Here is a 22,527-nt window from a genome sequence, read left to right as displayed (position 1 = left end):
CAACCGGGAGGTTTTTTTTTGTAAATTGGAATATTAGGCAGACACATGACCATCAACCTCGATGAATTGAGAGAGAAAATCTCTGACACTGATGCGAAACTCTTATCTTTGTTGGCAGAACGTCTGCGATTTACCCAACAGGTAGCCGAAACCAAAATCGCGACTCATAAAGATGTGCGAGACCCTAAACGCGAAGAACAGTTGTTGGTTTCATTGGTAAAACAAGGCAGTAAATTGGGGCTGGATCCTCACTACGTCACCAATATCTTTCACGTAATCATTGAGAATTCGGTACTCAATCAACAAGCGTTGTTGGCAGAGCGCGCGAACCCGGAGCACAGCCAGCCGCTTAATCGTGTCGCCTTTCTGGGCAACCCCGGCAGCTATAGTTATCTGGCAACACAACGCTATTTTGCTCGACGTCCAGGCGAGCTGCATGAAATGGGATTCAAAACCTTCAAAGCGGTTCTGGAGAAAGTAGAAAGCAATGAAGCAGACTATGCGGTGCTACCGATAGAAAATACAACATCGGGCAGTATTAACGAAGTCTATGACTTGTTGCAGCACACCAGTCTTTCCATTGTGGGTGAGATCACTCAACCCGTGAAGCATGCACTGCTCACTAAAAATCAAAAAGACATCAGCAATATCAAACAGGTTTATGGTCACCCACAAGCCTTGATGCAATGTCGCGTATTTATTGACTCTCTTGATGATGTGAAGAAAGTCCCATGCGATAGCACCTCTGCGGCAATGCAGTTGGTCAGCGAATCAGAACGAGACGACATCGCAGCTATCGGCAGCATCGAAGGCGGCAACTTCTACAACTTGAACGCGATCAAGCAAGATTTAGCTAACCAGCAGGAAAACCATACACGCTTTATTGTGGTTTCCAGAAAGGCAGTGAAAGTGCCGATTCAAATTCCTGCGAAAACCACGCTGGTGATGTCCACCATTCAAAAACCGGGAGCCTTGGTTGATGCCCTGATTGTATTGAAAGACAACCAGATCAATATGACCAAACTGGAATCTCGCCCAATTACCGGCAACCCATGGGAAGAAATGTTTTATCTGGATGTTGAAGGCAATACCTCGGACGGCCCCATGCAACAAGCCCTGGAAGACCTAAAAGGCATTACCCGATACCTGAAAGTATTAGGCTGCTACCCGGTAGAAGACATTACTCATACCAAAGTGCCTGTGTTTAAAGCATTATCAGAGTAAGTAAAGAATAAAGGGTTAAATATAGGAAAGCAGGGAATCTTCCCTGCTTTTCTAAGTATTACAGCTAATTAAGTATTACAGCTAATTAAACTGTTTCTGATAAATCAAATCCCGGTACTTAACGTTCGATCGTCATCCGCTTTAAGCAATAACTTCTCGCTATCCTGTAAACACTGTTTTGAATAGTCGCCAAACCAGGTGGCAATATCTCTAAACTGTTCAATAAAGCCTTCTTTGTTGCCGGATTCAACCAGTTTCAGGTACTTGTCTAAACGCTCTCTAAAGCGCTTTAATAAGCCAATGCTTTTCTGATTGGAAAAGATAATGTCTGCGTACAGAACCGGATCCTGAGCAAACAAGCGCCCTACCATTGCCAATTCCAGTCGATAAATGGGTGAGCTGAGCGACACCAGTAAATCCAAATCCGGATCTTCTTCTGCCAAATGAGCGCCATACACAAAGCTGCTGAAATGGCGCATTACCTGAATAAACGCCATGGCATCGTCATGCTGCTGTGCTTCGGTGTAAAATACTGCGGCTCCCCAAATCTTAATCTGCTCAAGCAGCCACTGATACTCTTCAGGCTTGCGACCTTCACAGGCCACCACAACTTGTTTGGCAAAGCTTTTAATGCCGGGGCCAAACATTGGGTGCAAGCCTACAACCGGGCCTTTGTGCGCCTTCATCATGGCTTGCAAAGGCTCTGACTTCACACTGGTGATATCGGCAAGAATACAATGCTCAGGCAAGTTTGAGAGCTGTTTAATGACCTGTTGCGTCACTCGAATCGGAACGGATACCAGCACAAGTCCAGCCTGCTTGAATTTTTCTGATGCGCTATCCCAATCGTCCTGTTCAATCACGTCGACCTGATATCCACTACGACCAAACATACTCACAAACAGGCTACCCAAAGCACCGCCACCACCGATAATAACCACTCGACCAGCGTCAGGATTAGCGCACAAATAGCTGTTGTTCTGAGTTTGATACGATTCGCGGATTATCCGTCGCAATACATCTTCAATTAAATCGGCTGAAACGCCTTTGTCTTCCGCCTGTTGACGTCGCTTAGCCAGCAATTCCGCTTCACGGCTAGGAACATAAATCGGTAGCCCTACCTGACTTTTATATTTTCCCACTTGCTGTGTTAGCTGCGAGCGTTTTGCCAGCAACTCAACCAACTGGCTATCCAGTTGGTCGATTTGTTGACGTAATGCATCCAGTGAAATATCGGTCATTCTCTTCCTCTCGGTGACTCGGGCGTTTCTTCAATTATTTAATTAAAGCGCCTGATTACGCTTATTCAAACGCATAGGCAATACTGTAATCAATTTCTCGCGCGCTTGATGCAATAAATCGGACGTTGTTTTCCAATTAATACAAGCATCAGTAATCGACACCCCATATTCCAGCTCATCTTTAGACTTATTGGTGCTTGATTGACTACCTTCTTTCAAATGACTTTCCAACATGATCCCGATAATCGACTGATTACCTTCCAGGATCTGGTTAATCACGTTCATGGCCACTGGAACCTGACGGCGATAATCTCTGGAGGAATTAGCATGGCTACAATCAATTACCAAACCTGCCGACAACTTGTTTTCATTTAAAATCTCTTCGCAGTCAGACACGCACACAGAGTCATAATTTGGCTGTTTTCCACCACGCAGAATAATATGCCCATCTCCGTTCCCCTGAGTGTTAATAATACTCACCTGCCCCTGCTTGTTAATGCCCATAAAACTATGTGGCGACGCAGCAGAGCGTAATGCATTAATCGCGATATCCAAGCTGCCATCAGTGCCGTTTTTAAAACCAACCGGCATCGACAAACCACTGGCCATTTCACGGTGAGTTTGAGACTCAGAGGTACGTGCTCCAATGGCAGACCAACTGAAAAACTCTGCCAGATACTGAGGGCTGATCGGATCCAGCGCTTCTGTTGCAACAGGCAGTTCAAGCTCCGCCAACCAAATCAACAATTCACGCGCTTTACGCAAGCCGCTTTCAATATCGAAACTACCGTCGATATTGGGATCATTAATCAACCCTTTCCAACCCACCGTTGTTCTTGGCTTTTCAAAATACACTCTCATCACAATGAACAAAGTGTCTTTACAGACTTCATGCAACTCTTTCAATTTCAGCGCATATTCTTTTGCAGCCTCAATATCGTGAATGGAGCAAGGGCCGGAAACCACTAACAAACGGTGATCGCGGCGATGAATAATATCGGAAATGATCTTTCTGGATTCTTCGATCTTTTCCAATGCCTTATCACTAACTGGAAGCTCTTCCTGCAATTGCAAAGGAGTAACTAATACATTCTCTGAGGAGATGTGGACATTATCTACGTGCGCCATATTCATTGTGTAACCTAATTCAGTTAAATATTCAGTTTAAATTTTGGGAAAAGTGGGTGCCTGACGGCGAGTGGTAATGTGGCATTACCTAAAAGCTAATATCACCAATAATAGTGATAATAATAAGGAGGGTAGCGAAGGAGTTCGCAAGGTTTCATTTTACTCAAGCCTCTTTCTTGCAAAGCAAGTTGTAAAGTAAACGATACTAAAAACAATTTCTTTCCAGCACAATGTAAGCGCCTAGGCTTGACTTTCTAACATTGCACGTTCCTTTTAACAAGCGTTATTTTGAGATTTTTAGAAAAGGTTAATAAATTCAATATGTTGAAATATCGTCATCATGACAGGTTTAATGGACACAAATTAAACCAGAGTCAATGATGACGATAAAAGGCGGAATAGAATATTCGTAATCAGGAGGAGGTTGTCGCTCTTTTACGCAGTCTGTTTTTTACACGTAATATTGCTGCCAGTTGAGACCACTGTATCTGACTAACCAAAAGCCCGGACAGGATCAACAAACAAGCGACCAGCTTTGTTGCGCCCAATTGCTCATCATAAAAAACAACACTGCCTAAAATACCAAATACAGGCACCAAGGTAGTTAACAAAGAAGTGGTCGACAATGGATACTTCAACACCATTTTATTCCAGATCCAGTACCCTAATAATGTGGTTGGGTAAGCCTGAAACAAAATAGAAAACCAGACCGTGCCATTCATTTGTTGCGGTAATTGAATAAATACTTCACTACCGTGGCTAACCCAGGCCAGAAATAACAATGGAACAGGCGCAAACAACATTCCCCAGACACTAAAAGCAAAGACTTGTGTAGTTTTAGAGAGTTTCACTATCAATGCCGTCAGGCTCCAGCTAAACCCGGCAATAAGTGCGAAAATCAAAGCGCTCGGCGGCACAGATCCATCCTGCAACATAAAGCTCATCGCCAACCCGGCAAGCGCTAACATAGCGCCGAGCTTTTTCTGAGGCTGAATGGTTTCTTTCAGATAAAGCCAACCCAGTAACAACCCAAACACCATACTCAATTGCAACAGCACGCCAGCCATTCCGGCAGAAAGCCCCAAGGTGATAGACCAGGTCATCATACCCCACACGCCAACACCAAAGCTCAAACCATAAGCGACTAAATATTTTAGGGAGACATTAGGCCGAGCTATAAAAAAGATGGCTGGAAATACCGCAAAAATAAAACGCATAGCGGTTAATAACACCGGGTTAATTTGATCGGCTCCTAACTTAATGACCGAAAAGTTCAAACCCCATAAACACATCAAAGCAATAGCAATGATTAAATCTCGCAGTTTCATAGATCCTCAAAGCGTTCAACATTTATCAAAACCGTGAGGCACACTATGAAAGGTTCACAAAACAAATAACAGTATCAATTTTTTAATTTATTTAGTATACAGTTTGAAAAAGTTGCATTAGCCAATGCATTAATTCATCCAGATACGGAAACCGCAAAGCATGCGCTATAAAGAGATCGCTGAGCACATTATTCAAGACATTCGTAGCAGTAAGCTGCATATTGGTGCAAAAATGCCGTCTCTACGACATATGGCCAAACTGCAAAATGTCAGTATGACAACCATGCTAAACAGTTATCATCTGTTGGAAGAATTGGGCTGGATTGTTGCCAAACCGCAGTCCGGTTTTTACATTTCTCGCCCATTATCGGATCAAAGCACACCCGAAACACCACAGTTTCAAAGTCAGATAAAAAGCCTGTCAGCCAATGATTATTCAGGAAGCTGCTATCAGGAATTTCGCCAATCTGGCCCTTTAGGCATATCCCGCATTGCGCCTGAACTGATGCCAACATTAATGTTACAGCGCAGCCTGAAACGCAGCATTAGCAACTTCGCCGAAGCACTACATGAATACCCGGAAACACAAGGCAACCAACGCTTACGCGAAGTCCTTTCCAGGCATTTTAGCTCGCACGGGTTCCCAATCCTCGCGAATGATCTGGTGATCACCAATGGTTGTATCAATGCTATTCAATTCGCGCTGGAAGCCACCACAAAACCGGGCGATAGCGTGGCTATCAGTTCCCCCTGTTTTAGTGGCTTATTGGAACTGTTAGCACTGATGGACAGAAAAGTCATAGAACTCCCCTGCACCTCTGAAGGCATCGATCTAACTCAGTTGGAAAAACATATTCTACAAGGCAATGCTCAAGCGGGATTATTTAGCACATCGCACATGAATCCGCAGGGCATGAGCCTGTCTCAAGAGCAAAAACAGGCATTGGCTGAACTGGCTAACAAGCATCAATTTCCAGTGATTGAAGATGATGTTTATATTGAGCTTTCTCATAGTAAGAATATGCCTTTACCTGCCAAATATTGGGACAAAGGTGGCTATATATTGTGGTGTTCATCGGTATCGAAAACACTCTCGCCAGGGTTTAGGGTTGGCTGGTGTATTCCTGGTATCTACAAAGATGCCATGATCAAAAGAGTCGCAGTAAGCCAACTAGGTTTGAATACGCCAGTGCAAGTGGGCTTGGCTGACTTCATCAACACAGGGCAGTATCAACAGCACTTAAACAAGCTACGCACCTTTTTAACCTTAAATGTTCAGGAGTATATTGCCTTGCTGCGTCAACAACTCCCGGAAAACGCGGCTATTAGTTCGCCCCAAGGCGGCACAGTGCTGTGGTTGCAAATACCCGGTTTGCACTGCAAAAAGCTACAAAAAGCCGCGCAGGAAAATGATCTGGATATCAGGATTGGTGCGTCATTTACCACGCTTTCGCTGTATCAGGATTGCTTAAGAATTAACGCCGGATGGCCTTTAGATGACAAAATTAGAGAGAAATTAAACAAGCTGTGTGAACTCATCAGAAATCACACAGCTTGCTAACACCACTTACCCTGCTGGATAAATGTAGCTGGACTGAATACCTAGAGGGAAACCCAAGCCCCAATAAAGCAGCAAGAAGGCTGTCCACGCCAGAATAATAGTGATGCAGTACGGCAACATAAGTGATAACAAAGTACCAATGCCGGTAGATTTCACATAACGCTGGCAATACACCACCACTAATGGGAAATAAGGCATTAATGGGGTAATAATATTGGAAGAGGAATCCCCCAAACGATAAGCAGCTTGAGTTAAATCAGGAGAAATGTTCAATTGCATCAACATAGGTACGAATATCGGCCCCAATAGTGCCCATTTCGCAGACGATGAGCCCACAAACAGGTTCACAAATGCAGTTAAGAAGATTAATCCAACGATTGTCACCATGCTGGGCAGGTTCATGGCTTTCAACACCTGAGCCCCTTCAATTGCCAACAATGCTCCCAAATTGGATTTGCTGAAAGCATCAATAAACAAGGCGCAGAAGAAGGCCATGACCACATAATAGGCCATGCTTTCCATGGCTTTGGTCATGCTACCGATAACGTCTCTGGTGGTTTTAAAGGTTCCTGCAATATAGCCATAAACAACGCCCGGCAATAAGAACAGCAAAAATATCAAAGGCACGATTGAGCGCATAACAGGTGCAGCAAAAGAGGTTAGCTCACCATTGGCAGCACGCATGGGAGAATCCGCAGGCCAAAGAATGGCGACCAGGGCCACAATACCGCCAACCATGACAGCCGTCGCTGCGCGCAAGGCTTTGGTTTGTTGAGCGTTCAGTTCTTCAAATTTAGGGATTTCAGCAGGATCGCCGTCAATTTCGGTGTTTTGAAGGCGAGGTTCGATCACCTTGTCAGTGAGATACCAACCCAACAACACGATCAAAATGCTTGAAGCAGAGTTGAAGAACCAGTTATTCAACGGATTGACCTGAATAGCCGGATCAATAATTTGAGCCGCGCTTTGAGTAAAGCTTTGCAATAATGGGTCTATCGCCGATGGAATAAAGTTAGCGCTGAATCCGCCACTTACCCCAGCAAAAGCCGCCGCAATACCCGCCAGAGGATGACGCCCCATGGCGTAGAAGATCACACCTGCAAGAGGAATAACCAGTACATAACCGGCATCAGTCGCTGTATGGCTGACCAAAGCCACCAGAATAATAGAAGGGGTTAGCAATGCTTTAGGCGTTGAATCGAGCATACGCTTCAAACCAGCATTGATAAAACCTGAATGCTCAGCGACACCAACACCCAGCATCGCCACCAGCACAACACCTAATGGCGCAAAACCAGTGAAGATTGTGACCATTCTTGATAGAAAATCAGCTAAAGAAGCGCCTGTCAGCAAATTATTAACAACGACAGCTTCTCCAGTTCGTGGATCAAGTGAGGAAAAACTCACTCCTGAAAGTAATGCAGATAACACCCACACGATGATCAAGCTGATCAAAAACATCACAGCAGGATCCGGGAGCTTGTTACCCACCTTCTCGACCTTATCCAAGGCACGGGTTACAAAAGATTGACTTGCCATACACCCTCTTCTTGTTATTGTTTTATTGACATAACCTCGATTCGGGATTTGAGGTTAGATCGCGATATCAGGGTAATCATTTACCCAATAAAATAAAGCGTAAAAGTGTGCCAGATTAGCGTCAAATAACAACTGTTTACTGGCAATTGTCTGCAAACTTCACTGCATTTGACTGTTCACTACAGGTAACAGGTAAGTGGTTTAGGCAAAAACTCTTAACGCCGCATTGATGGTTAGTACAAATAAAGGCACGTTCGACAGAACGAATATGGCAAATCGCAATTCAATTTTGTTAATGGTGACTTGCACCAAGCTATGGATAATGCGTAACACAGTGTAAGCCCAAGCTGCATATATGCTTAAGTCACTGTTATTACCAAGAAAAACCAAAGCCAACACGATGGCGTAGAAAATGGTGGGTTGTTCCATCAAATGGTTATAATTGTCGGCCTTCCAACGCACATTCGCAGGTAGCTGCGCCATTTGAGAGCCCGAAGGGGCATTGGGATCCAGTTTCATCTTGGCAGAAATGATAGCGGGAATGCGGGTAGCATACATCCACAACCACATAATGAGTGACCACAACACCAGCAACACCACGGGTTGTAGTAAAGCAATATTCGACTCCATTTTATTCTCCTGAAAGCTAAGCGATTTTTATTATTTTCAAGCAGAATACATTATTTAGAAGCAATAAGAAGACAAGGGACAAGAGAAAAATGTTTCAGGATTGTTGTGACTCTAAACTATGTCTCTTAATCACAAACACAAGCAAACAGTGTTTTGATTGTTTTCATACTACTCGAATAGCTAATACCACTTTACTATTCCTGAATAGGAGCTATTCCAATTTTTTGTCTCTTTCGCATTGCCAGGAATTAGTAACTGTCTAATTGCTGCATTATCAAGATTGAAGAATGGCCTAATCCCCTCGGTTAACTCCCTGACTAAATGAGCAAAACGCAAGAATATTGAGAGCAATTCATCAGGGATGATGAATTAGGGCTGCTCGGTGCATGAATGCACCGTGAGACCGGCTTTCAATATTCGAGAAGCACAGGAATCAGTTAACCGTTGGGGCTGATTTCTTTGGGTTACTTTTCTTGTTCAGAGACAAGAAAAGTGACTGGCGCGTCCAAAGGACGTGTCAAACAAGGAAATGACAAGAAACAACTACATCACAATAGTCATCAAAATTGTGGCATATATGATTTAGAAGATGTCGAGACGGAACAAAACTAATTGCATAAGAACAAACAGCAAAAAGCCCGCTTTCGCGGGCTTTTTTAAAGTTAACATCAGCAATGGAATTTCTTAGTTCAACTTCTCTTTGATACGAGCAGCCTTACCAGTGCGACCACGCAAGTAGTACAGCTTGGCACGACGTACAGCACCACGACGTTTCACTTCAATTGAAGCAACTGATTTACTGTGAGTTTGGAATACACGCTCAACGCCTTCACCGCCAGAAATTTTACGAACTGTGAACGCTGAGTGTAGACCGCGATTCTTCTTGGCAATAACTACGCCTTCATAAGCCTGAAGACGCTCTTTTTCACCTTCTTTAACGCGTACTTGAACAATAACTGTGTCACCAGGGCCAAATGCCGGTACATCAGATTTCAATTGTTCTGCTTCGATACGCTTGATGATGTCTTGATTAACTTTGCTCATCTTAACCTCGATTCCTAGTTAACTGTCATTTTGCTGCAAATGCTCTTGTTGATATTCTTTCAACAAGCGCTCTTGCTCCTCAGTCAGAGCTAGATTACTTAACAATTCAGGACGTCTAAGCCAGGTTCTTCCCAGCGATTGTTTTAAACGCCACTGCCTAATTTTTTCATGATTGCCGCTAAGCAACACTTTCGGTACAGGCTCACCATCCAATATTTCAGGACGAGTATAATGAGGGCAGTCCAACAGCCCATTATTAAATGAATCTTCGTCTGCCGATTGTGCATGTCCCAGTACTCCTGGAACCAATCTCGATACCGCATCCATCAGTACCATCGCAGGAAGTTCACCACCACTCAACACGTAATCCCCTATAGAGATTTCTTCGTCGATGTGGCTTTGAATCACTCGTTCATCAATGCCTTCATATCGGCCCGCAACCAACACCAAAGAATCCAGTAAAGCCAGCTCTTTCACTTTCTGTTGCGTTAGGGGTTTTCCCTGCGGCGACATGTAAATCACTTTCGCTTTACCTTGTGCAGACTGTTTCGCTGCTTCAATGGCATCACTTAAAGGTTGCACCATCATTAGCATCCCTGGACCACCGCCGTAAGGGCGATCATCAACAGTGCGGTGCTTGTCGTGAGTGAAATCGCGAGGATTAATACACTCTACTTGTAACAAACCACTCTGCACTGCTCTCCCTGTCACTCCTTGCTCGGTAAACGCATGAAACATCTCGGGAAAGAGCGTGACTAGCCCAAACCATTTGGATGTTGTCATTAAAAGCCAGGATCCCAATCCACAATGATGGACTTAGCTTGCAGATCCACCTTTTTGATCACTTGATCATATAAGTAGGGGATCATTCGTTGTTTCGCTCCGTAAGCATCATTCATGTTGGCCTTAACCATCATGACGTCATTAGCACCGGTCTCAAATAATTGTTCCACGGTGCCCATGTCGTAGCCAGATTCAGTGACCACATTCAGGCCAATCAAATCACGCCAGTAGTAATCGTCATCCTGTAATTCCGGAAGCTGTTCAACAGAAACCTCAATATCGGCATTCTTTAACAACTCAATATCATTACGAGAGTCGATTCCTTCCAGCTTGGCAACAACACTTTTATTTTGGAGTTTCCAACTTGTTACCTTGTATTCCTTTACTTCCCCCTGAACTGAAATCAGCCAAGGCGAATAATTGAAAATACCTTCCAATTCCTCGGTATATGAATTGATTCGAACCCAGCCACGAATACCATGAGGTGCACCAATTTTGCCGACCACAATTGTATTTGTTGAGTTATCCATCCTTCTATACCTCTGCAACAGAATTAAGCTGCTGCTTTTTTAACGTCTTTTACCAAACGCTTAACACGGTCAGACATAGCTGCACCGTGACTAACCCAATGTTCTACACGCTCAAGGTCAAGACGAACTTTTTCTTCCAGACCACGCGCAGTTGGGTTAAAGAAGCCGATGTTTTCAATGAATCGGCCATCACGAGGACAGCGGCTGTCAGCCACGACCACTTGATAAAAAGGACGCTTTTTAGCGCCACCACGTTGTAAACGAATAGTTACCATAATTGCCTCAATTTAGCTGTTAGTGAGTTCGGTTTGTGAACTTACCCATTAACGCTAATGTTAACTTTACCTTCCCGACACCTGACAGGCGCAAGAAAAGGCCGCGAAATTGTACGGATTTTTGCTGTTAATGCAAGTAATTATCTTTGTTTTGGGACTTTAATACAGGGACTGGTTTACTGAGTATTTTCAAAAGCATTTTATTGGCGTTTGAAAGCAGAATATCACAACGGCAAAAAGTCTACTCTTTGCCGTCTGAACTCTATTAGCAAGATAAATTGGAAAGGTGGGCTTACTTCCTGAACATTCCACCCAAACCGCCGGGTAAACCGCCCGGAGGCATCATGCTTTGCATCTGGCGCATCATCTTCTTGGCGCCGCCACCCGACATTTTCTTCATCATCTTCTGCATTTGAGTAAATTGCTTCAACAGACGATTCACATCCTGAATTTGAGTACCAGAACCGGCTGCAATACGCTTCTTGCGCGAACCTTTGATAATGTCAGGGCGTTCACGTTCGGCAGGGGTCATGGAATTAATAATGGCTTCCATTTGATTAAAGCTCTTTTCATTAGCCTGATCTTTAATCTTGTCGGTCATCGCCCCCATACCTGGAAGCTTGTCCAACATACCCATCATGCCGCCCATATTACGCATTTGCTCAAGTTGCTCTTTAAAGTCTTGTAAATCAAAGCCTTTGCCTTTTTGCACCTTTTGAGCAAGCTTGGCGGCTTTGCTTTTATCAACTTTACGTTCAACTTCTTCAATCAAACTGAGTACATCGCCCATGCCCAAAATACGGGAAGCCACACGCTCAGGATGGAAAGGCTCTAACGCTTCGGTTTTCTCGCCAACACCCAGGAACTTGATTGGCTTACCGGTAATATGACGAACAGATAACGCCGCACCACCACGCGCATCACCGTCTGTTTTGGTCAGGATCACACCGGTCAGTGGCAAGGCTTCATTGAAGGCTTTAGCGGTATTCGCCGCATCTTGACCTGTCATGGCATCAACCACAAACAAGGTTTCAATGGGTTTAATAGCCTTATGGATTTCCTGAATTTCGGCCATCATCGCATCATCAATGGCTAAACGACCGGCAGTATCCACCATAACAACATCGTAAAATTGCTTACGCGCATGGTCGATAGCCGCATTGGCGATATCGACAGGCTTTTGATCCGTCGAAGATGGGAAAAATCCAGCATTGACCTCATTCGCCAAGGTTTCCAACTGCTTGATCGCAGCAGGGCGGTATACGTCAGCACTGACCAACAATACTTTCTTTTTCTGACGCTCTTGCAGAAAACGCGCTAACTTGGCAACACTGGTTGTTTTACCCGCACCTTGCAAACCTGCCATCAACACAATCGCAGGCGGTTGAGCTGCCAAATTCAAACCTTCGTTCACTTCCCCCATAATCTTTTCGAGTTGGGATTGAACGATCTTGATGAAGACCTGCCCAGGATTCAGGCTTTTAGTGACTTCAACGCCAAGTGCTTGCTCTTTAATGTTGGCAACCACTTCCTTAACAACTGGCAAGGCAACGTCGGCTTCAAGCAACGCCATGCGCACTTCACGCATGGCATCTTTAATATTGTCTTCTGTCAATCGACCTCGACCAGTGACGTTTCTTAACGTTTGTCCAAGGCGTTCGGTTAAATTCTCAAACATGTAGATACAACCTTTCAGGTATCTGATAGTTTCAGGCACGACATTCTGTAACGCCATAACGTCAGAGCGTGCCGAACAGTTTATTTAATTGGCGCAGAGTATAATACTGCCGGGCTGATATTCAAACCACCGAACAGCAGAAACCCGGATATTCTGGCTGATTTCCCGGAATTAACTTTTGTTATTGCGGTAACAGCCCCTAGTCCCTGCTAACACAAACCGCTATACTTCGCGAATAAATGAACCCAGCTTTGGAACAAGCAATACCATGTTTTGGCTTTTTACCCTTATCTGCATCCTGCTATACCTTGTGGCAACCGGGCTGATCTCGTCACGCCTGTTCCATCAGGACGGGCCAAAAAGCCAGACATCAAGATATGTTGCACTTGTCGCGCTCATGGCTCATGCCTTTATATTGCACCATGACATTATTATTCAAGGCTCGGGGCAAAATCTCAGTATTACCAACGTGGCGTCGATTGTTGCCTGGTTGATGGCCTTATCCATGACCATCATATCCTTTGGCATGACTCATGTTTTCCTGATGCCGGTTGTTTATGGTTTCGCTGCGATTGTTATCGCCATGAACGCCCTGATCCCTGCTACTCATTTAATGCATATTGAGCTTCAACCCGGCTTATTAATACACATCAGCCTTGCCCTATTTGCTTACGGTGGCCTCATGATTGCCCTACTGTACGCGTTGCAATTCAGCTACATTAATTATCGTCTCAAGCATAAACAGGCTTCCTTACTGCACTCCTCCCTACCCTCATTGATGAGCGTGGAAAAAACGCTGTTCAAAATTTTATGGATTGGCACGGTTTTGTTATCCATGTCATTACTGAGCGGTTTTGTTTTTCTGGAAGATATGTTTGCTCAAAAACAGGCTCACAAGACAATCCTGTCAATTATTGCCTGGATGCTTTATGTCGGTATTCTCACAGCGCATCACAAGTTTGCCTGGCGTGGACGCGGCGTAGTGATCGCTACCATTGTAGGTTCGGTGTTACTGACTCTTGCTTATTTCGGCAGCAGAATCGTGAAAGAAATTATTCTAGGATAAGTTTTTAAGAATGTTTTTCACCTATAAATCATAGAGTTATAGGTATCGACAAAAAAAATCGTCATCGACACTTGAAGCATCACATGTTTAAACATAAATTTGCTACTGGTTTTTAGCATAGGAACAATTAATTGGACGATATATCGACGGGCGCGTTATTTGGAATACTCGCCGTTTTAGTTTTACTTTCTGCGTTTTTTTCCAGTTCTGAAACAGGCATGATGTCGATAAACCGCTATCGACTTAAACACCTCGAAAAAGAAGGATTGAAAAGTGCCAAGCGCGTTCAAAGACTACTTTCCCGACCCGATCGCCTCATTGGCTTAATCCTTATCGGTAACAACCTGGTTAATATCGCCGCATCAGCCATTGCAACCATTATTGGTCTACGACTATTTGGCGACGTAGGTATTGCTATCGCCACATTCCTGTTAACCATCGTTATTCTGATTTTCGCCGAAGTTACGCCGAAAACATTGGCGGCCTTATATCCGGAGAAAATTGCGTTTCCTGCGTCAATATTCCTGATGCCATTAATGAAGCTATTCTACCCCTTCGTTTATTCAGTAAATCTGGTCACCAACGGCATTCTTTCTTTATTTAAAATTGAAGCCAGAGACAACGAAGGCCACAGCCTAAGCAAAGAAGAATTACGCACTGCGGTTTACGAGTCTGGCAAAATGCTGCCCAAGCGCCACAAGGAAATGCTGGTAGGTGTTCTGGATCTGGAGAAAGTAACGGCTGAGGACATTATGGTGCCGCGCAATGAGATTATCGGCATTGATATCAACGATGACTGGAAAATCATCCAAAAGCAGTTAATTAATGCCCAGCACACTCGGCTTTTATTATATAGAGACACCATCGACGATGCGGTTGGCATTATTCATATGCGTGACGCGTTGCGATTACTCTCAAAGGATCAATTCAACAAAGCTACTTTGTTACGCGCCGTACGCGAGATCTATTACACGCCAGAAACCACTACGTTAAATATGCTGTTATTGAACTTCCAAAAAGCCAAAGAGCGCATTGGATTGGTTGTTGATGAATACGGAGACATTCAAGGTTTGGTAACGCTTGAAGATATTCTGGAAGAAATCGTGGGTGACTTCACCACTAACGTCCCAGAAGAACTCAGCCAAGACATTATCAAGCAGCAAGATGGCAGTATTTTGGTTGATGGAACCACAAACATCCGGGAACTTAACAAGGAAATGAAGTGGAAACTTCCCACCGAAGGCCCTAAAACACTTAACGGTCTTATTGTTGAGTACCTTGAATATATTCCTCAAGAGAAGATCAGCTTCCGACTCGCCGGTTATCCTATCGAAATAGTCGAAATGAAAGACAACATAGTGAAAACCGTCAGAGTCATTCCTGAGTTTTATAAAGCGCCGAAAAAGTAATAGCAGTAACGAAGGAGTTGTATAACAGGGATGAAGGATTTATACAGATATCGCAGGCGTGACAGACACAGCAAAAAAGGCCAGAACGATTATAAACAGAGTTTATTCTATTCTAGCCTTCTGCTTGCTTTTGAGCTCGCTTGGTCATAATCGACGCTTTCACTCGCTCAACCGATTCATTTAATTTGGCTAACCGGGCAATGATACCGCGCAACTCATCATCGTCCGCCAAGTCCGACTGAGCCACATGGTTCTCAAGCACCTTTTGCAAATTAGCCGGTAAGCTATTGCTTGCCATACTGGTGTCCTCCCGCATTCTATATCGGTGGGAATCGCAAAAAGTAAAACTATATTTTAGATATTAATTTAAAAACTGCCAAAACCCAGCTCTACACGCTCTAGACCGGATTATAAAAACGACAAATCGCCCCCTTGCTCTTATTCACTTCATAGTCAATATTGACGATGGCTGAAGTAGCAAACAACATCGATTGATGTTGCTGACAGAAGTTGTCAGTTAAAAAGCTAACTATTGGCATGTGGCACACCAACAACAAGCTCTTCACATCCGGGTTGTCCAACAGAAACGCATCGACATAATCGTGTACAAGAGAAGGGTTGCCGGACGGCGTTATGTCGTAATTGGTCATAACCCGCGACACATTCACTTGTTCAGCAAGCGAAGTGAGTGTCTGTTGTGCTCTCACATAAGGGCTGACCATAGCAACATCAATGCTACCCAATTCAGCATTCAACCAATCACCGGCTCTACGAGCCTGCTCCACACCATATGGTGTTAAATTGCGCGATTTGTCGTCTGCTTTAAAAGGCTCGGCTTCACCATGCCGCATCAGTAATAACTGCATAGTTCTACAACACTTTAAAAAGGCTTAAATTCCAAGCGAATTAAATAATTTGAAAAAACCTCTAATTAACGATTCATTTATGTGTATGCTTAAAAGTAGAAACGCACTTGTATAATTTATTTGAGCGCCCTTTGATCACCAGTAAGCATGACCACAGGCAATACCGAATCGTTACTTCGCCTAATGGACTAAAGGTATTGCTAATTAGCGATGTCAAAGCGACCAGAAGCGCGGTAGCAATGACTATCGCTGCGGGGCATTTTCGTGATCCAGAGGAATGTCCCGGCTTATCTCACCTATTGGAACACTGTTTATTCTCGGGTTGCAAGGCTTATCCAAAAGAAAACCAAATTAATCAGTATATAGAATCATACGGTGGTCATATAAACGCGTGGACAGCTGCGGAAATGACAGGTTTTCATATTGATTGTCCCAACGAAGATTTCGCCCTTTGTAATGCCATGCTTGCCAATATGCTGGCGCATCCACTATTCCCGGAACAAGCTATCAGTAACGAAATACAGGCTATTGATTCTGAGTATCACTACAAGCAACAAGATGAGCAACGACGTATTTATCAGGTAGACAAAGAAACCTGTAACCCGAATCACCCTTTTAGCCAATTTTCTGTGGGTAACAAGGATGTATTTGAGCAATATCCTGTGAATCAGGTAGCCGAGATGTTAAGGCAATATCATGATGTATGGTATCGAGCAGATAATATGCGTTTATGTATGCTTTCCAACGAGTCTTTGGATGATATGGAAAGCAAGTTCTTGCCTGAATACCACATATTATCAAATGAACCGACCTGTCAGGACGAAGCAGCAGAAGCGCTTTATTTGCCACAAAATCTGGCGCAGAAAATTGAAATCAAGCCGCTCAAAAACCTTCACCTACTCACATTAAGCTTTATCTTGCCAGATATTCACCAATGGTATCGCAACAAGCCTGAAACCATCATCAGTCAAATGCTTGGACATGAAGGTGAAGGTAGCTTACTGGACTATTTTAAGCATCGCGGCTGGGCGACCCATTTAGCTGCTGGCGGCGGTATGCAAGGGAAAACTTTTAAAGACTATACCGTTAGCATTCACTTGACCAATAAAGGCTTGAAAGCGATACCTGACATTTTGAACGCCGTCTTCTATTACATCGAATTAATAAAAGGCGAAGACTTTCCCAAATGGCGATTTAAAGAAAAACAACAACTCAACCTGCTCAATTACGAATTTCAGGATGATGTCAAAGCGTCAGATCTGGTCAACCATCTGGCAATTCAATTGCATTATTATCCTGATGAGCACATTAGCTTTGGTGAGTATGTTCTGGATGACCATTCTCCGGAACCCGCCAGACAACTCATCCAATTAATGAAACAAGAAAATATGCGCATCAAGCTGGTTTCTCCTACCGCCAGTACCGAGCATATGACCAAGTGGTATAACACACCTTACAGCCTGTCTCCCATTCCTGATGGCTGGGTAAATGCAATTCAATCACCAACGCCTGTAAAAGAACTATCGCTCCCCTCTGTAAACCATTATCTGCCAGAACATTTATCTCTTCTTCCCCTTAATCCGGAACTTGATTCTCCAATTCGCATTAGCCAACACCTGAATGGGGAAAGCTGGTACGGTCAAGATCAAACATTCAGGCTTCCCAAGGGAGAAGTCTTTATCACCTTTGCTTCTCCTGAGTTTAATCTTGATATTAATGCTGCCGCACATACACGTTTATGGGCCGCAGCCATTCAAGAACACTTAAACAATGAGTTTTATAACGCGGGCGTTGCTGGTATTTACTGTCATTTGTATCCGCACCAGAATGGCGTTTCACTTCATACCAGTGGCTTTGCCGACAAACAACTCAGTTTGGTTAAAGACATACTGGAGCAACTGACTCAGGCACCTTGCATTGAACCCTATTTCAATCAGGTTAAATTACGCCGGGTACAAGCCTTAAAGAACAGCTTGTTAAACAAACCGGTAAATCGCCTGTTCACTGCTTTGAATACCGTCATGCAGCATAATTACATGCCGGAAGAATTGACCCAAAGCGTGCTAAATTCTTCAATGGAAGATGTTCAAAATGCAGGTAAAAGACTATTCCAAAGCCATTGGCAAAGCCTGATTTATGGCAACTGGATGCAAAATGAAGCGGAACAACTGGACGCCTTTATCGCTCAGCGTTTTAACAATAATGGCGTTGAGCAATGTGAAAACAAAATTCTGGAGTTAAGAGAGCTGGAATCTCATTTTAGCTTTGTCAATTGTCAGCATGATGACTCGGCCCTGGTTCATTACATTCAGGCGCCAGATAACAGCGCCTATGACATTCTCATGTGCATGATGCTGGAGCACATCTTATCGCCATCCTATTTCGATTGGATGCGAACAAAAAAACAACTTGGTTATCATTTGGGATGTGGCTATCTGCCGTATCGTGAACATCCCGGTTTAGCGCTCTATATTCAGTCTCCCCATGCCAGCGCCGATGAACTCTACCTGGAAACACAACGCTTTTTGAGTACGGTGCCTAGCGGCATATTCCGTATCAATGACTCAGGATGGAGAAAATTAAAAGAGAATCTGGCACGCATACTCAACGCACATGACGTGAATTTATCCATGAAGTGCCAAAGACTGTGGACAGCCCTTGAAACCAGTCATCAAACAGATTCAGACAAAGCGTCTTTAACCGCTAAGGTTGAACAACTAACAAGATCCGACATTGCCGAATACCTGTTCAATTTAATCAATAAAAACATGGGAACCTTAAGTCTTTTAAGCGTTGGAGCGAAAGGAACAGCTCAGGATTTACCAGCCCGTGAACTCACGAATCTTGCGCAATTTCGTCAGAAAGAAAAACTCATACAATAAAACGATTGTAAAACAATAAGATAAATCCAACTTTCTACAATGCTATACATTGTTAAATTGTTCGCGTAGTGAACAGCTTACACAATTAAAAATTAAACAATGCAGGTAGAAATTGTGCTATCGAAAAGACATCTGGTATGATGACTCAAAATTGGCCCATGTGCTGTATATAGTCAATTGCAAAGAAGTAATAATAATAAAGATGTCCCTCGTTCAAAAAACTCGCCAACAAATAAGCCAAATAAAGAACTACTGTGCAACAGGTAAGTTAACAGGGCTATTTTTAACCATGTTATCGCTGACAGTGAGCGCGCAAGAATCGCATTCATTTAGCGACGCCGGATTAACCGCAAGCAATCCTTTTCTGTGGACAACCATTGGACTGTTATGTGTCCTGATCGTGTTGTCGTCCGTATTGTTTATTCAACAATCATCCCGACGCTCCACGAAGAAGAAAAAAGAGCATAAGAAATTCAAAGCGCGAGAAATTAATAAAGAAACAAAACCATCACTGGCTCATCTGAGCCTTGCAGAAAGCCATGACGTTCAATTGCGCATAGCTCCAAGCGAACACCATGAAACTTTCTCTCTGAGTGAACAACTTCAAGCACTACATACCAAAGAAAATTTCAATTTATTACAGCAAGCCGTAAACAATACATCCGATGGTATTTTCATTGCCGACAACGACTACCAAATCGTCTATGTTAACAACGCCTATTTAAAATTCACCGGCGAATCTCATTTCGACGTCATCAACTCCCCATTGCAATTCAAGCAGTATCCGAAACACTTTGAAGTCGAAGTAAAAAATAGCCTGTCCAATCATCGTCATTGGTCAGGAGAACTCGATACCATTACTGCCGACGGAAAAACATCGACCATCAACTTGCGTATTGACGCGATTGTGGGCGACAGCAATAAAACCAGCCATTTCGTAGGTGTGTTTTCTGATATTACGGAGCAAAAGAATACCGAGAAAGAACTGTTAAAATTAGCCAATGTTGACTCATTAACGCAACTGCCTAACCGTTCCTATTTTCATTCTTATCAGCAATACCTGATCCGCACCCGCGCACCACATGCATTGCTATGCTTTGACCTGGACAATTTTAAGAAAATCAACGACACAGTAGGCCACACGGCGGGCGACCAGCTTTTACAACAGGTGGTTAGTCGCCTGGAAAACCTTATACGCAAAAACATGATTGCGTTTCGTTTGGGCGGTGATGAATTTGCCATCATCATAGAAGGCAAACCTGAATTTCATCGCTTGTCGCACTTCGCACAATCGGTTCTGGATAAACTGGCGCAGCCCTACCATGTTTATGGTCAGGAGTTCGTGGTGAAAGCCAGTATCGGTATTGCCTTTTATCCAACAGACGGCAAGTCACCACAAGAGATTCTTAAAAATGCGGATACCGCCATGTACTTCGCCAAAAATCTGGGCGGAAACCGCTATCAGTTCTTCCAGGAACAGTTAAATCAAGATGTTGTTAATCAGTTACATACTGAAAACCTGATCCGCTACGGCCTACAACACGAACTATTCCGCGTTTATTATCAACCCAAAGTTGACGTAAAAACCGGCCAGCTATGTGGTATGGAAGCCTTGGTACGCTTCGAACATCCGGAAAATGGTCTGGTTAGCCCAGCCGAATTTATCCCTATGGCAGAAGAAACCGGACAGATTCTGGAAATAGGCGAGAAAGTGCTGCAAATGGCCTGTGCAGATACTGCTCGTTGGGTGTCGAAAGGCTTACTAAAAGGCAAAGTTGCCATTAACATCGCCGCATTACAATTCAAACAATCCGACTTTGCCATTCAGGTACGTAATATTCTGGATAAAACCGGACTGGCACCAGAACATCTGGAATGTGAAATTACCGAAGGCACCTTGATGGAAAGCCCGGAAGACGCGCTGAACGTGATGTTGGCACTACGAGCTCAAGGCATTCAATTAGCCCTTGATGACTTTGGAACCGGTTATTCTTCGCTGGCTTACCTGAAACGCTTCCCAATAACCACACTGAAAATCGACAAAGCCTTTATTGAAGACATTGATAAAAACCATACCGATAAAAACATGGTTGAAGCCATTATCAATATCGCCCATAACCTTGGCCTGGAAGTGGTAGCAGAAGGCGTAGAATCAGAAGCTCAATTGGCAGTGCTCAGCGAGTTTGGCTGTGAAATGCTGCAAGGCTACTTGTTCAGCAAGCCTTTAAGCGCCGCGAAATTTGAAAAGCTATTGCTTGCAGACAGCCTGTCTCACAAAACAAACACAGCCAGCCAGCGCTTTAGTCAGGATTGATTGCAATCTATTAATAGTTCTAATAGTTCAATCCAGGGAAAGTCTGGCGACCACCTCCGGCTCATCGGCAAAAAGCTCACTGCAATCCATTCTGTTTTCCAGATGCAGCAACATGCCATTCACCCTGAGATTGTAACGAGTCAAAAGCAGTAGTTCGCTAACCTGATTATGGTACTTGCGATGAAAATACTGCTTATTTTCAAAGTCTGTTCGCTCGTTTTCTGTATCATTGCGTTCATGAGGGTAATGCACCGCCTCGGCTTCTCGCGCCAAAACAAAGGTCGCGCCGGATAAAAAAAGACGATACGCTAACTCAATGTCTTCCAGTCCCCAGGAACGAAACTCTTCATCAAATCCTTGAATGCTTCTTAATGCATCGGTACTGAAAGACACATTACATGTCCAGTACAACACCCAGGGCGCGGGTTGTTCAGACAGGTCATCTCCATAAAGCTGATAAAATTTCGATTCCCGAATATCAGACAGTACGCCTTTGGATTTGAGCGACTCAATAGTTGCTTTCATGTTCCTGATGTCGATACTATCAATGAGCTGTTGCCTGTCTTGCTCTTCAACACCAAAACCGTAAGCATACCCCACCACAGCCGTTGCACCCGGTTGCTTTTGATGTGCTTGCAGATGCGCCTCAACAAAATTGGGAGCCACCAGCATTCCGGTATCCAAAAACACACATATCGGCGCATTCGCTCGCTTAATACCCATATTACGCGCAGCCGCAGCGCGAAAGCCCAAATCGTCCTGAAAACAGTATTGAATCGATAACCTGTCGCTGAATGCTTCAACAACTTCCCGCGTATTGTCAGAAGAACCGTCGTCGGCAACAATCACCTCATAACAAGACTTGGAAAGCGTCTGCTGAGCTAACGTTTGTAGCGTCGCTTGCAACAATGTACTTCGATTGTAGGTGGGAATGATAATGCTAATATCCATTGCAGCTAACCTTATATCATTGAAAAAAGGTAATTGACGTGCCCCATGTCAAGGAGGAGCTCTAAGTAATTGATAAAC

General features: G+C 43.9%; 19 protein-coding genes. 6 read left to right on the top strand and 13 right to left on the bottom strand.

All coding sequences use genetic code 11. From position 1 onward, the window contains the following. Nucleotides 1-45 precede the first annotated feature (45 nt). Nucleotides 46-1,224: a prephenate dehydratase gene (gene pheA / locus KIH87_RS07195; protein WP_232360854.1), complete on the top strand. Its 1,179-nt coding sequence runs from the start codon at nt 46-48 to the stop codon at nt 1,222-1,224. Nucleotides 1,225-1,328: 104 nt separating this feature from the next. Here the strand turns inward: pheA and tyrA are convergent, their stop codons facing one another. From tyrA to KIH87_RS07180, 3 genes are all read right to left on the bottom strand, one after another. Then, the gene (gene tyrA, locus KIH87_RS07190; protein ID WP_232360853.1) at nt 1,329-2,465 is read right to left on the bottom strand and encodes a bifunctional chorismate mutase/prephenate dehydrogenase; all 1,137 of its coding nucleotides are present in this window, start codon (nt 2,463-2,465) and stop codon (nt 1,329-1,331) included. 42 nt (nt 2,466-2,507) lie between these two features. Continuing rightward, entirely contained in the window at nt 2,508-3,599 is a 1,092-nt protein-coding gene (locus tag KIH87_RS07185; RefSeq protein WP_232360852.1) for a 3-deoxy-7-phosphoheptulonate synthase, read from the bottom strand. 407 nt (nt 3,600-4,006) lie between these two features. Continuing rightward, nucleotides 4,007-4,921, bottom strand: coding sequence for an EamA family transporter (locus KIH87_RS07180; protein WP_232360851.1), 915 nt, complete (start codon nt 4,919-4,921; stop codon nt 4,007-4,009). A 160-nt stretch (nt 4,922-5,081) separates the two neighbouring features. On the opposite strand from KIH87_RS07180, the gene KIH87_RS07175 reads away from it, so the two are divergent. Continuing rightward, nucleotides 5,082-6,482 carry an aminotransferase-like domain-containing protein gene (locus tag KIH87_RS07175; protein ID WP_232360850.1) on the top strand — a complete coding sequence of 467 codons (1,401 nt, stop codon included), beginning with the start codon at nt 5,082-5,084 and terminating at the stop codon, nt 6,480-6,482. 6 nt (nt 6,483-6,488) lie between these two features. On the opposite strand, the gene KIH87_RS07170 is transcribed toward KIH87_RS07175, so the two are convergent. The 7 genes from KIH87_RS07170 to ffh form a co-directional block, all read right to left on the bottom strand. Then, entirely contained in the window at nt 6,489-8,021 is a 1,533-nt protein-coding gene (locus KIH87_RS07170) for an AbgT family transporter (RefSeq protein ID WP_232360849.1), read from the bottom strand. Between the two features lie 201 nt (nt 8,022-8,222). Further along, nucleotides 8,223-8,651 (bottom strand): MAPEG family protein, encoded by a 429-nt coding sequence (locus tag KIH87_RS07165; protein ID WP_232360848.1) that lies wholly within the window; start codon nt 8,649-8,651, stop codon nt 8,223-8,225. A 684-nt stretch (nt 8,652-9,335) separates the two neighbouring features. Next, the gene (gene rplS, locus KIH87_RS07160) at nt 9,336-9,695 is read right to left on the bottom strand and encodes a 50S ribosomal protein L19 (protein ID WP_232360847.1); all 360 of its coding nucleotides are present in this window, start codon (nt 9,693-9,695) and stop codon (nt 9,336-9,338) included. Between the two features lie 18 nt (nt 9,696-9,713). Continuing rightward, a complete protein-coding gene (gene trmD / locus KIH87_RS07155; RefSeq protein ID WP_232360846.1) occupies nt 9,714-10,478 on the bottom strand; it encodes a tRNA (guanosine(37)-N1)-methyltransferase TrmD in 765 nt (254 codons plus the stop codon). Next, nucleotides 10,478-11,008 carry a ribosome maturation factor RimM gene (gene rimM / locus KIH87_RS07150; protein ID WP_232360845.1) on the bottom strand — a complete coding sequence of 177 codons (531 nt, stop codon included), beginning with the start codon at nt 11,006-11,008 and terminating at the stop codon, nt 10,478-10,480. The genes trmD and rimM overlap by 1 nt, the downstream gene beginning before the upstream one ends. A 23-nt stretch (nt 11,009-11,031) precedes the next feature. Then, nucleotides 11,032-11,283: a 30S ribosomal protein S16 gene (gene rpsP, locus KIH87_RS07145; protein ID WP_232360844.1), complete on the bottom strand. Its 252-nt coding sequence runs from the start codon at nt 11,281-11,283 to the stop codon at nt 11,032-11,034. 292 nt (nt 11,284-11,575) lie between these two features. Then, nucleotides 11,576-12,961, bottom strand: a complete 1,386-nt coding sequence (ffh, locus tag KIH87_RS07140) for a signal recognition particle protein (RefSeq protein ID WP_232361443.1) — start codon at nt 12,959-12,961, stop codon at nt 11,576-11,578. Between the two features lie 268 nt (nt 12,962-13,229). Here ffh and KIH87_RS07135 point away from each other — a divergent pair, with 268 nt between their 5' ends. Both KIH87_RS07135 and KIH87_RS07130 read left to right on the top strand, forming a co-directional pair. Next, the gene (locus tag KIH87_RS07135) at nt 13,230-14,027 is read left to right on the top strand and encodes a cytochrome C assembly family protein (RefSeq protein ID WP_232360843.1); all 798 of its coding nucleotides are present in this window, start codon (nt 13,230-13,232) and stop codon (nt 14,025-14,027) included. Between the two features lie 131 nt (nt 14,028-14,158). Beyond that, nucleotides 14,159-15,436: an HlyC/CorC family transporter gene (locus KIH87_RS07130; protein ID WP_232360842.1), complete on the top strand. Its 1,278-nt coding sequence runs from the start codon at nt 14,159-14,161 to the stop codon at nt 15,434-15,436. Between the two features lie 112 nt (nt 15,437-15,548). Here the strand turns inward: KIH87_RS07130 and KIH87_RS07125 are convergent, their stop codons facing one another. Together KIH87_RS07125 and sixA are read right to left on the bottom strand one after the other, a co-directional pair. Beyond that, nucleotides 15,549-15,734 carry a hypothetical protein gene (locus KIH87_RS07125; protein WP_232360841.1) on the bottom strand — a complete coding sequence of 62 codons (186 nt, stop codon included), beginning with the start codon at nt 15,732-15,734 and terminating at the stop codon, nt 15,549-15,551. Between the two features lie 100 nt (nt 15,735-15,834). Next, the gene (sixA, locus tag KIH87_RS07120) at nt 15,835-16,302 is read right to left on the bottom strand and encodes a phosphohistidine phosphatase SixA (protein WP_232360840.1); all 468 of its coding nucleotides are present in this window, start codon (nt 16,300-16,302) and stop codon (nt 15,835-15,837) included. Nucleotides 16,303-16,409: 107 nt separating this feature from the next. Between sixA and KIH87_RS07115 the strand changes: the two genes are divergently transcribed. Both KIH87_RS07115 and KIH87_RS07110 read left to right on the top strand, forming a co-directional pair. Further along, a complete protein-coding gene (locus tag KIH87_RS07115) occupies nt 16,410-19,184 on the top strand; it encodes an insulinase family protein (RefSeq protein WP_232360839.1) in 2,775 nt (924 codons plus the stop codon). 202 nt (nt 19,185-19,386) lie between these two features. Next, a complete protein-coding gene (locus KIH87_RS07110; protein WP_232360838.1) occupies nt 19,387-21,498 on the top strand; it encodes a putative bifunctional diguanylate cyclase/phosphodiesterase in 2,112 nt (703 codons plus the stop codon). Between the two features lie 27 nt (nt 21,499-21,525). Here KIH87_RS07110 and KIH87_RS07105 read toward each other — a convergent pair whose 3' ends face one another. After that, nucleotides 21,526-22,449 carry a glycosyltransferase gene (locus tag KIH87_RS07105; RefSeq protein ID WP_232360837.1) on the bottom strand — a complete coding sequence of 308 codons (924 nt, stop codon included), beginning with the start codon at nt 22,447-22,449 and terminating at the stop codon, nt 21,526-21,528. Between the last annotated feature and the right edge of the window lie 78 nt (nt 22,450-22,527).

Source organism: Paraneptunicella aestuarii (assembly GCF_019900845.1).
In the GTDB taxonomy this organism is placed as follows: domain Bacteria; phylum Pseudomonadota; class Gammaproteobacteria; order Enterobacterales; family Alteromonadaceae; genus Paraneptunicella; species Paraneptunicella aestuarii.
This window is presented reverse-complemented; position numbering and strand designations above follow the sequence as displayed.

Excerpts from the sequence above, each read along its gene's own strand:
- KIH87_RS07110 (WP_232360838.1), top strand. The coding sequence starts at position 19,387 with ATGTCCCTCGTTCAAAAAACTCGCCAACAAATAAGCCAAATAAAGAAC.
- rimM (WP_232360845.1), bottom strand. The coding sequence starts at position 11,008 with ATGGATAACTCAACAAATACAATTGTGGTCGGCAAAATTGGTGCACCT.
- rpsP (WP_232360844.1), bottom strand. The coding sequence starts at position 11,283 with ATGGTAACTATTCGTTTACAACGTGGTGGCGCTAAAAAGCGTCCTTTT.
- rplS (WP_232360847.1), bottom strand. The coding sequence starts at position 9,695 with ATGAGCAAAGTTAATCAAGACATCATCAAGCGTATCGAAGCAGAACAA.
- KIH87_RS07165 (WP_232360848.1), bottom strand. The coding sequence starts at position 8,651 with ATGGAGTCGAATATTGCTTTACTACAACCCGTGGTGTTGCTGGTGTTG.
- pheA (WP_232360854.1), top strand. The coding sequence starts at position 46 with ATGACCATCAACCTCGATGAATTGAGAGAGAAAATCTCTGACACTGAT.
- KIH87_RS07175 (WP_232360850.1), top strand. The coding sequence starts at position 5,082 with ATGCGCTATAAAGAGATCGCTGAGCACATTATTCAAGACATTCGTAGC.
- KIH87_RS07185 (WP_232360852.1), bottom strand. The coding sequence starts at position 3,599 with ATGAATATGGCGCACGTAGATAATGTCCACATCTCCTCAGAGAATGTA.
- KIH87_RS07170 (WP_232360849.1), bottom strand. The coding sequence starts at position 8,021 with ATGGCAAGTCAATCTTTTGTAACCCGTGCCTTGGATAAGGTCGAGAAG.
- sixA (WP_232360840.1), bottom strand. The coding sequence starts at position 16,302 with ATGCAGTTATTACTGATGCGGCATGGTGAAGCCGAGCCTTTTAAAGCA.
- KIH87_RS07180 (WP_232360851.1), bottom strand. The coding sequence starts at position 4,921 with ATGAAACTGCGAGATTTAATCATTGCTATTGCTTTGATGTGTTTATGG.
- KIH87_RS07105 (WP_232360837.1), bottom strand. The coding sequence starts at position 22,449 with ATGGATATTAGCATTATCATTCCCACCTACAATCGAAGTACATTGTTG.
- ffh (WP_232361443.1), bottom strand. The coding sequence starts at position 12,961 with ATGTTTGAGAATTTAACCGAACGCCTTGGACAAACGTTAAGAAACGTC.
- KIH87_RS07125 (WP_232360841.1), bottom strand. The coding sequence starts at position 15,734 with ATGGCAAGCAATAGCTTACCGGCTAATTTGCAAAAGGTGCTTGAGAAC.
- tyrA (WP_232360853.1), bottom strand. The coding sequence starts at position 2,465 with ATGACCGATATTTCACTGGATGCATTACGTCAACAAATCGACCAACTG.
- KIH87_RS07135 (WP_232360843.1), top strand. The coding sequence starts at position 13,230 with ATGTTTTGGCTTTTTACCCTTATCTGCATCCTGCTATACCTTGTGGCA.
- trmD (WP_232360846.1), bottom strand. The coding sequence starts at position 10,478 with ATGACAACATCCAAATGGTTTGGGCTAGTCACGCTCTTTCCCGAGATG.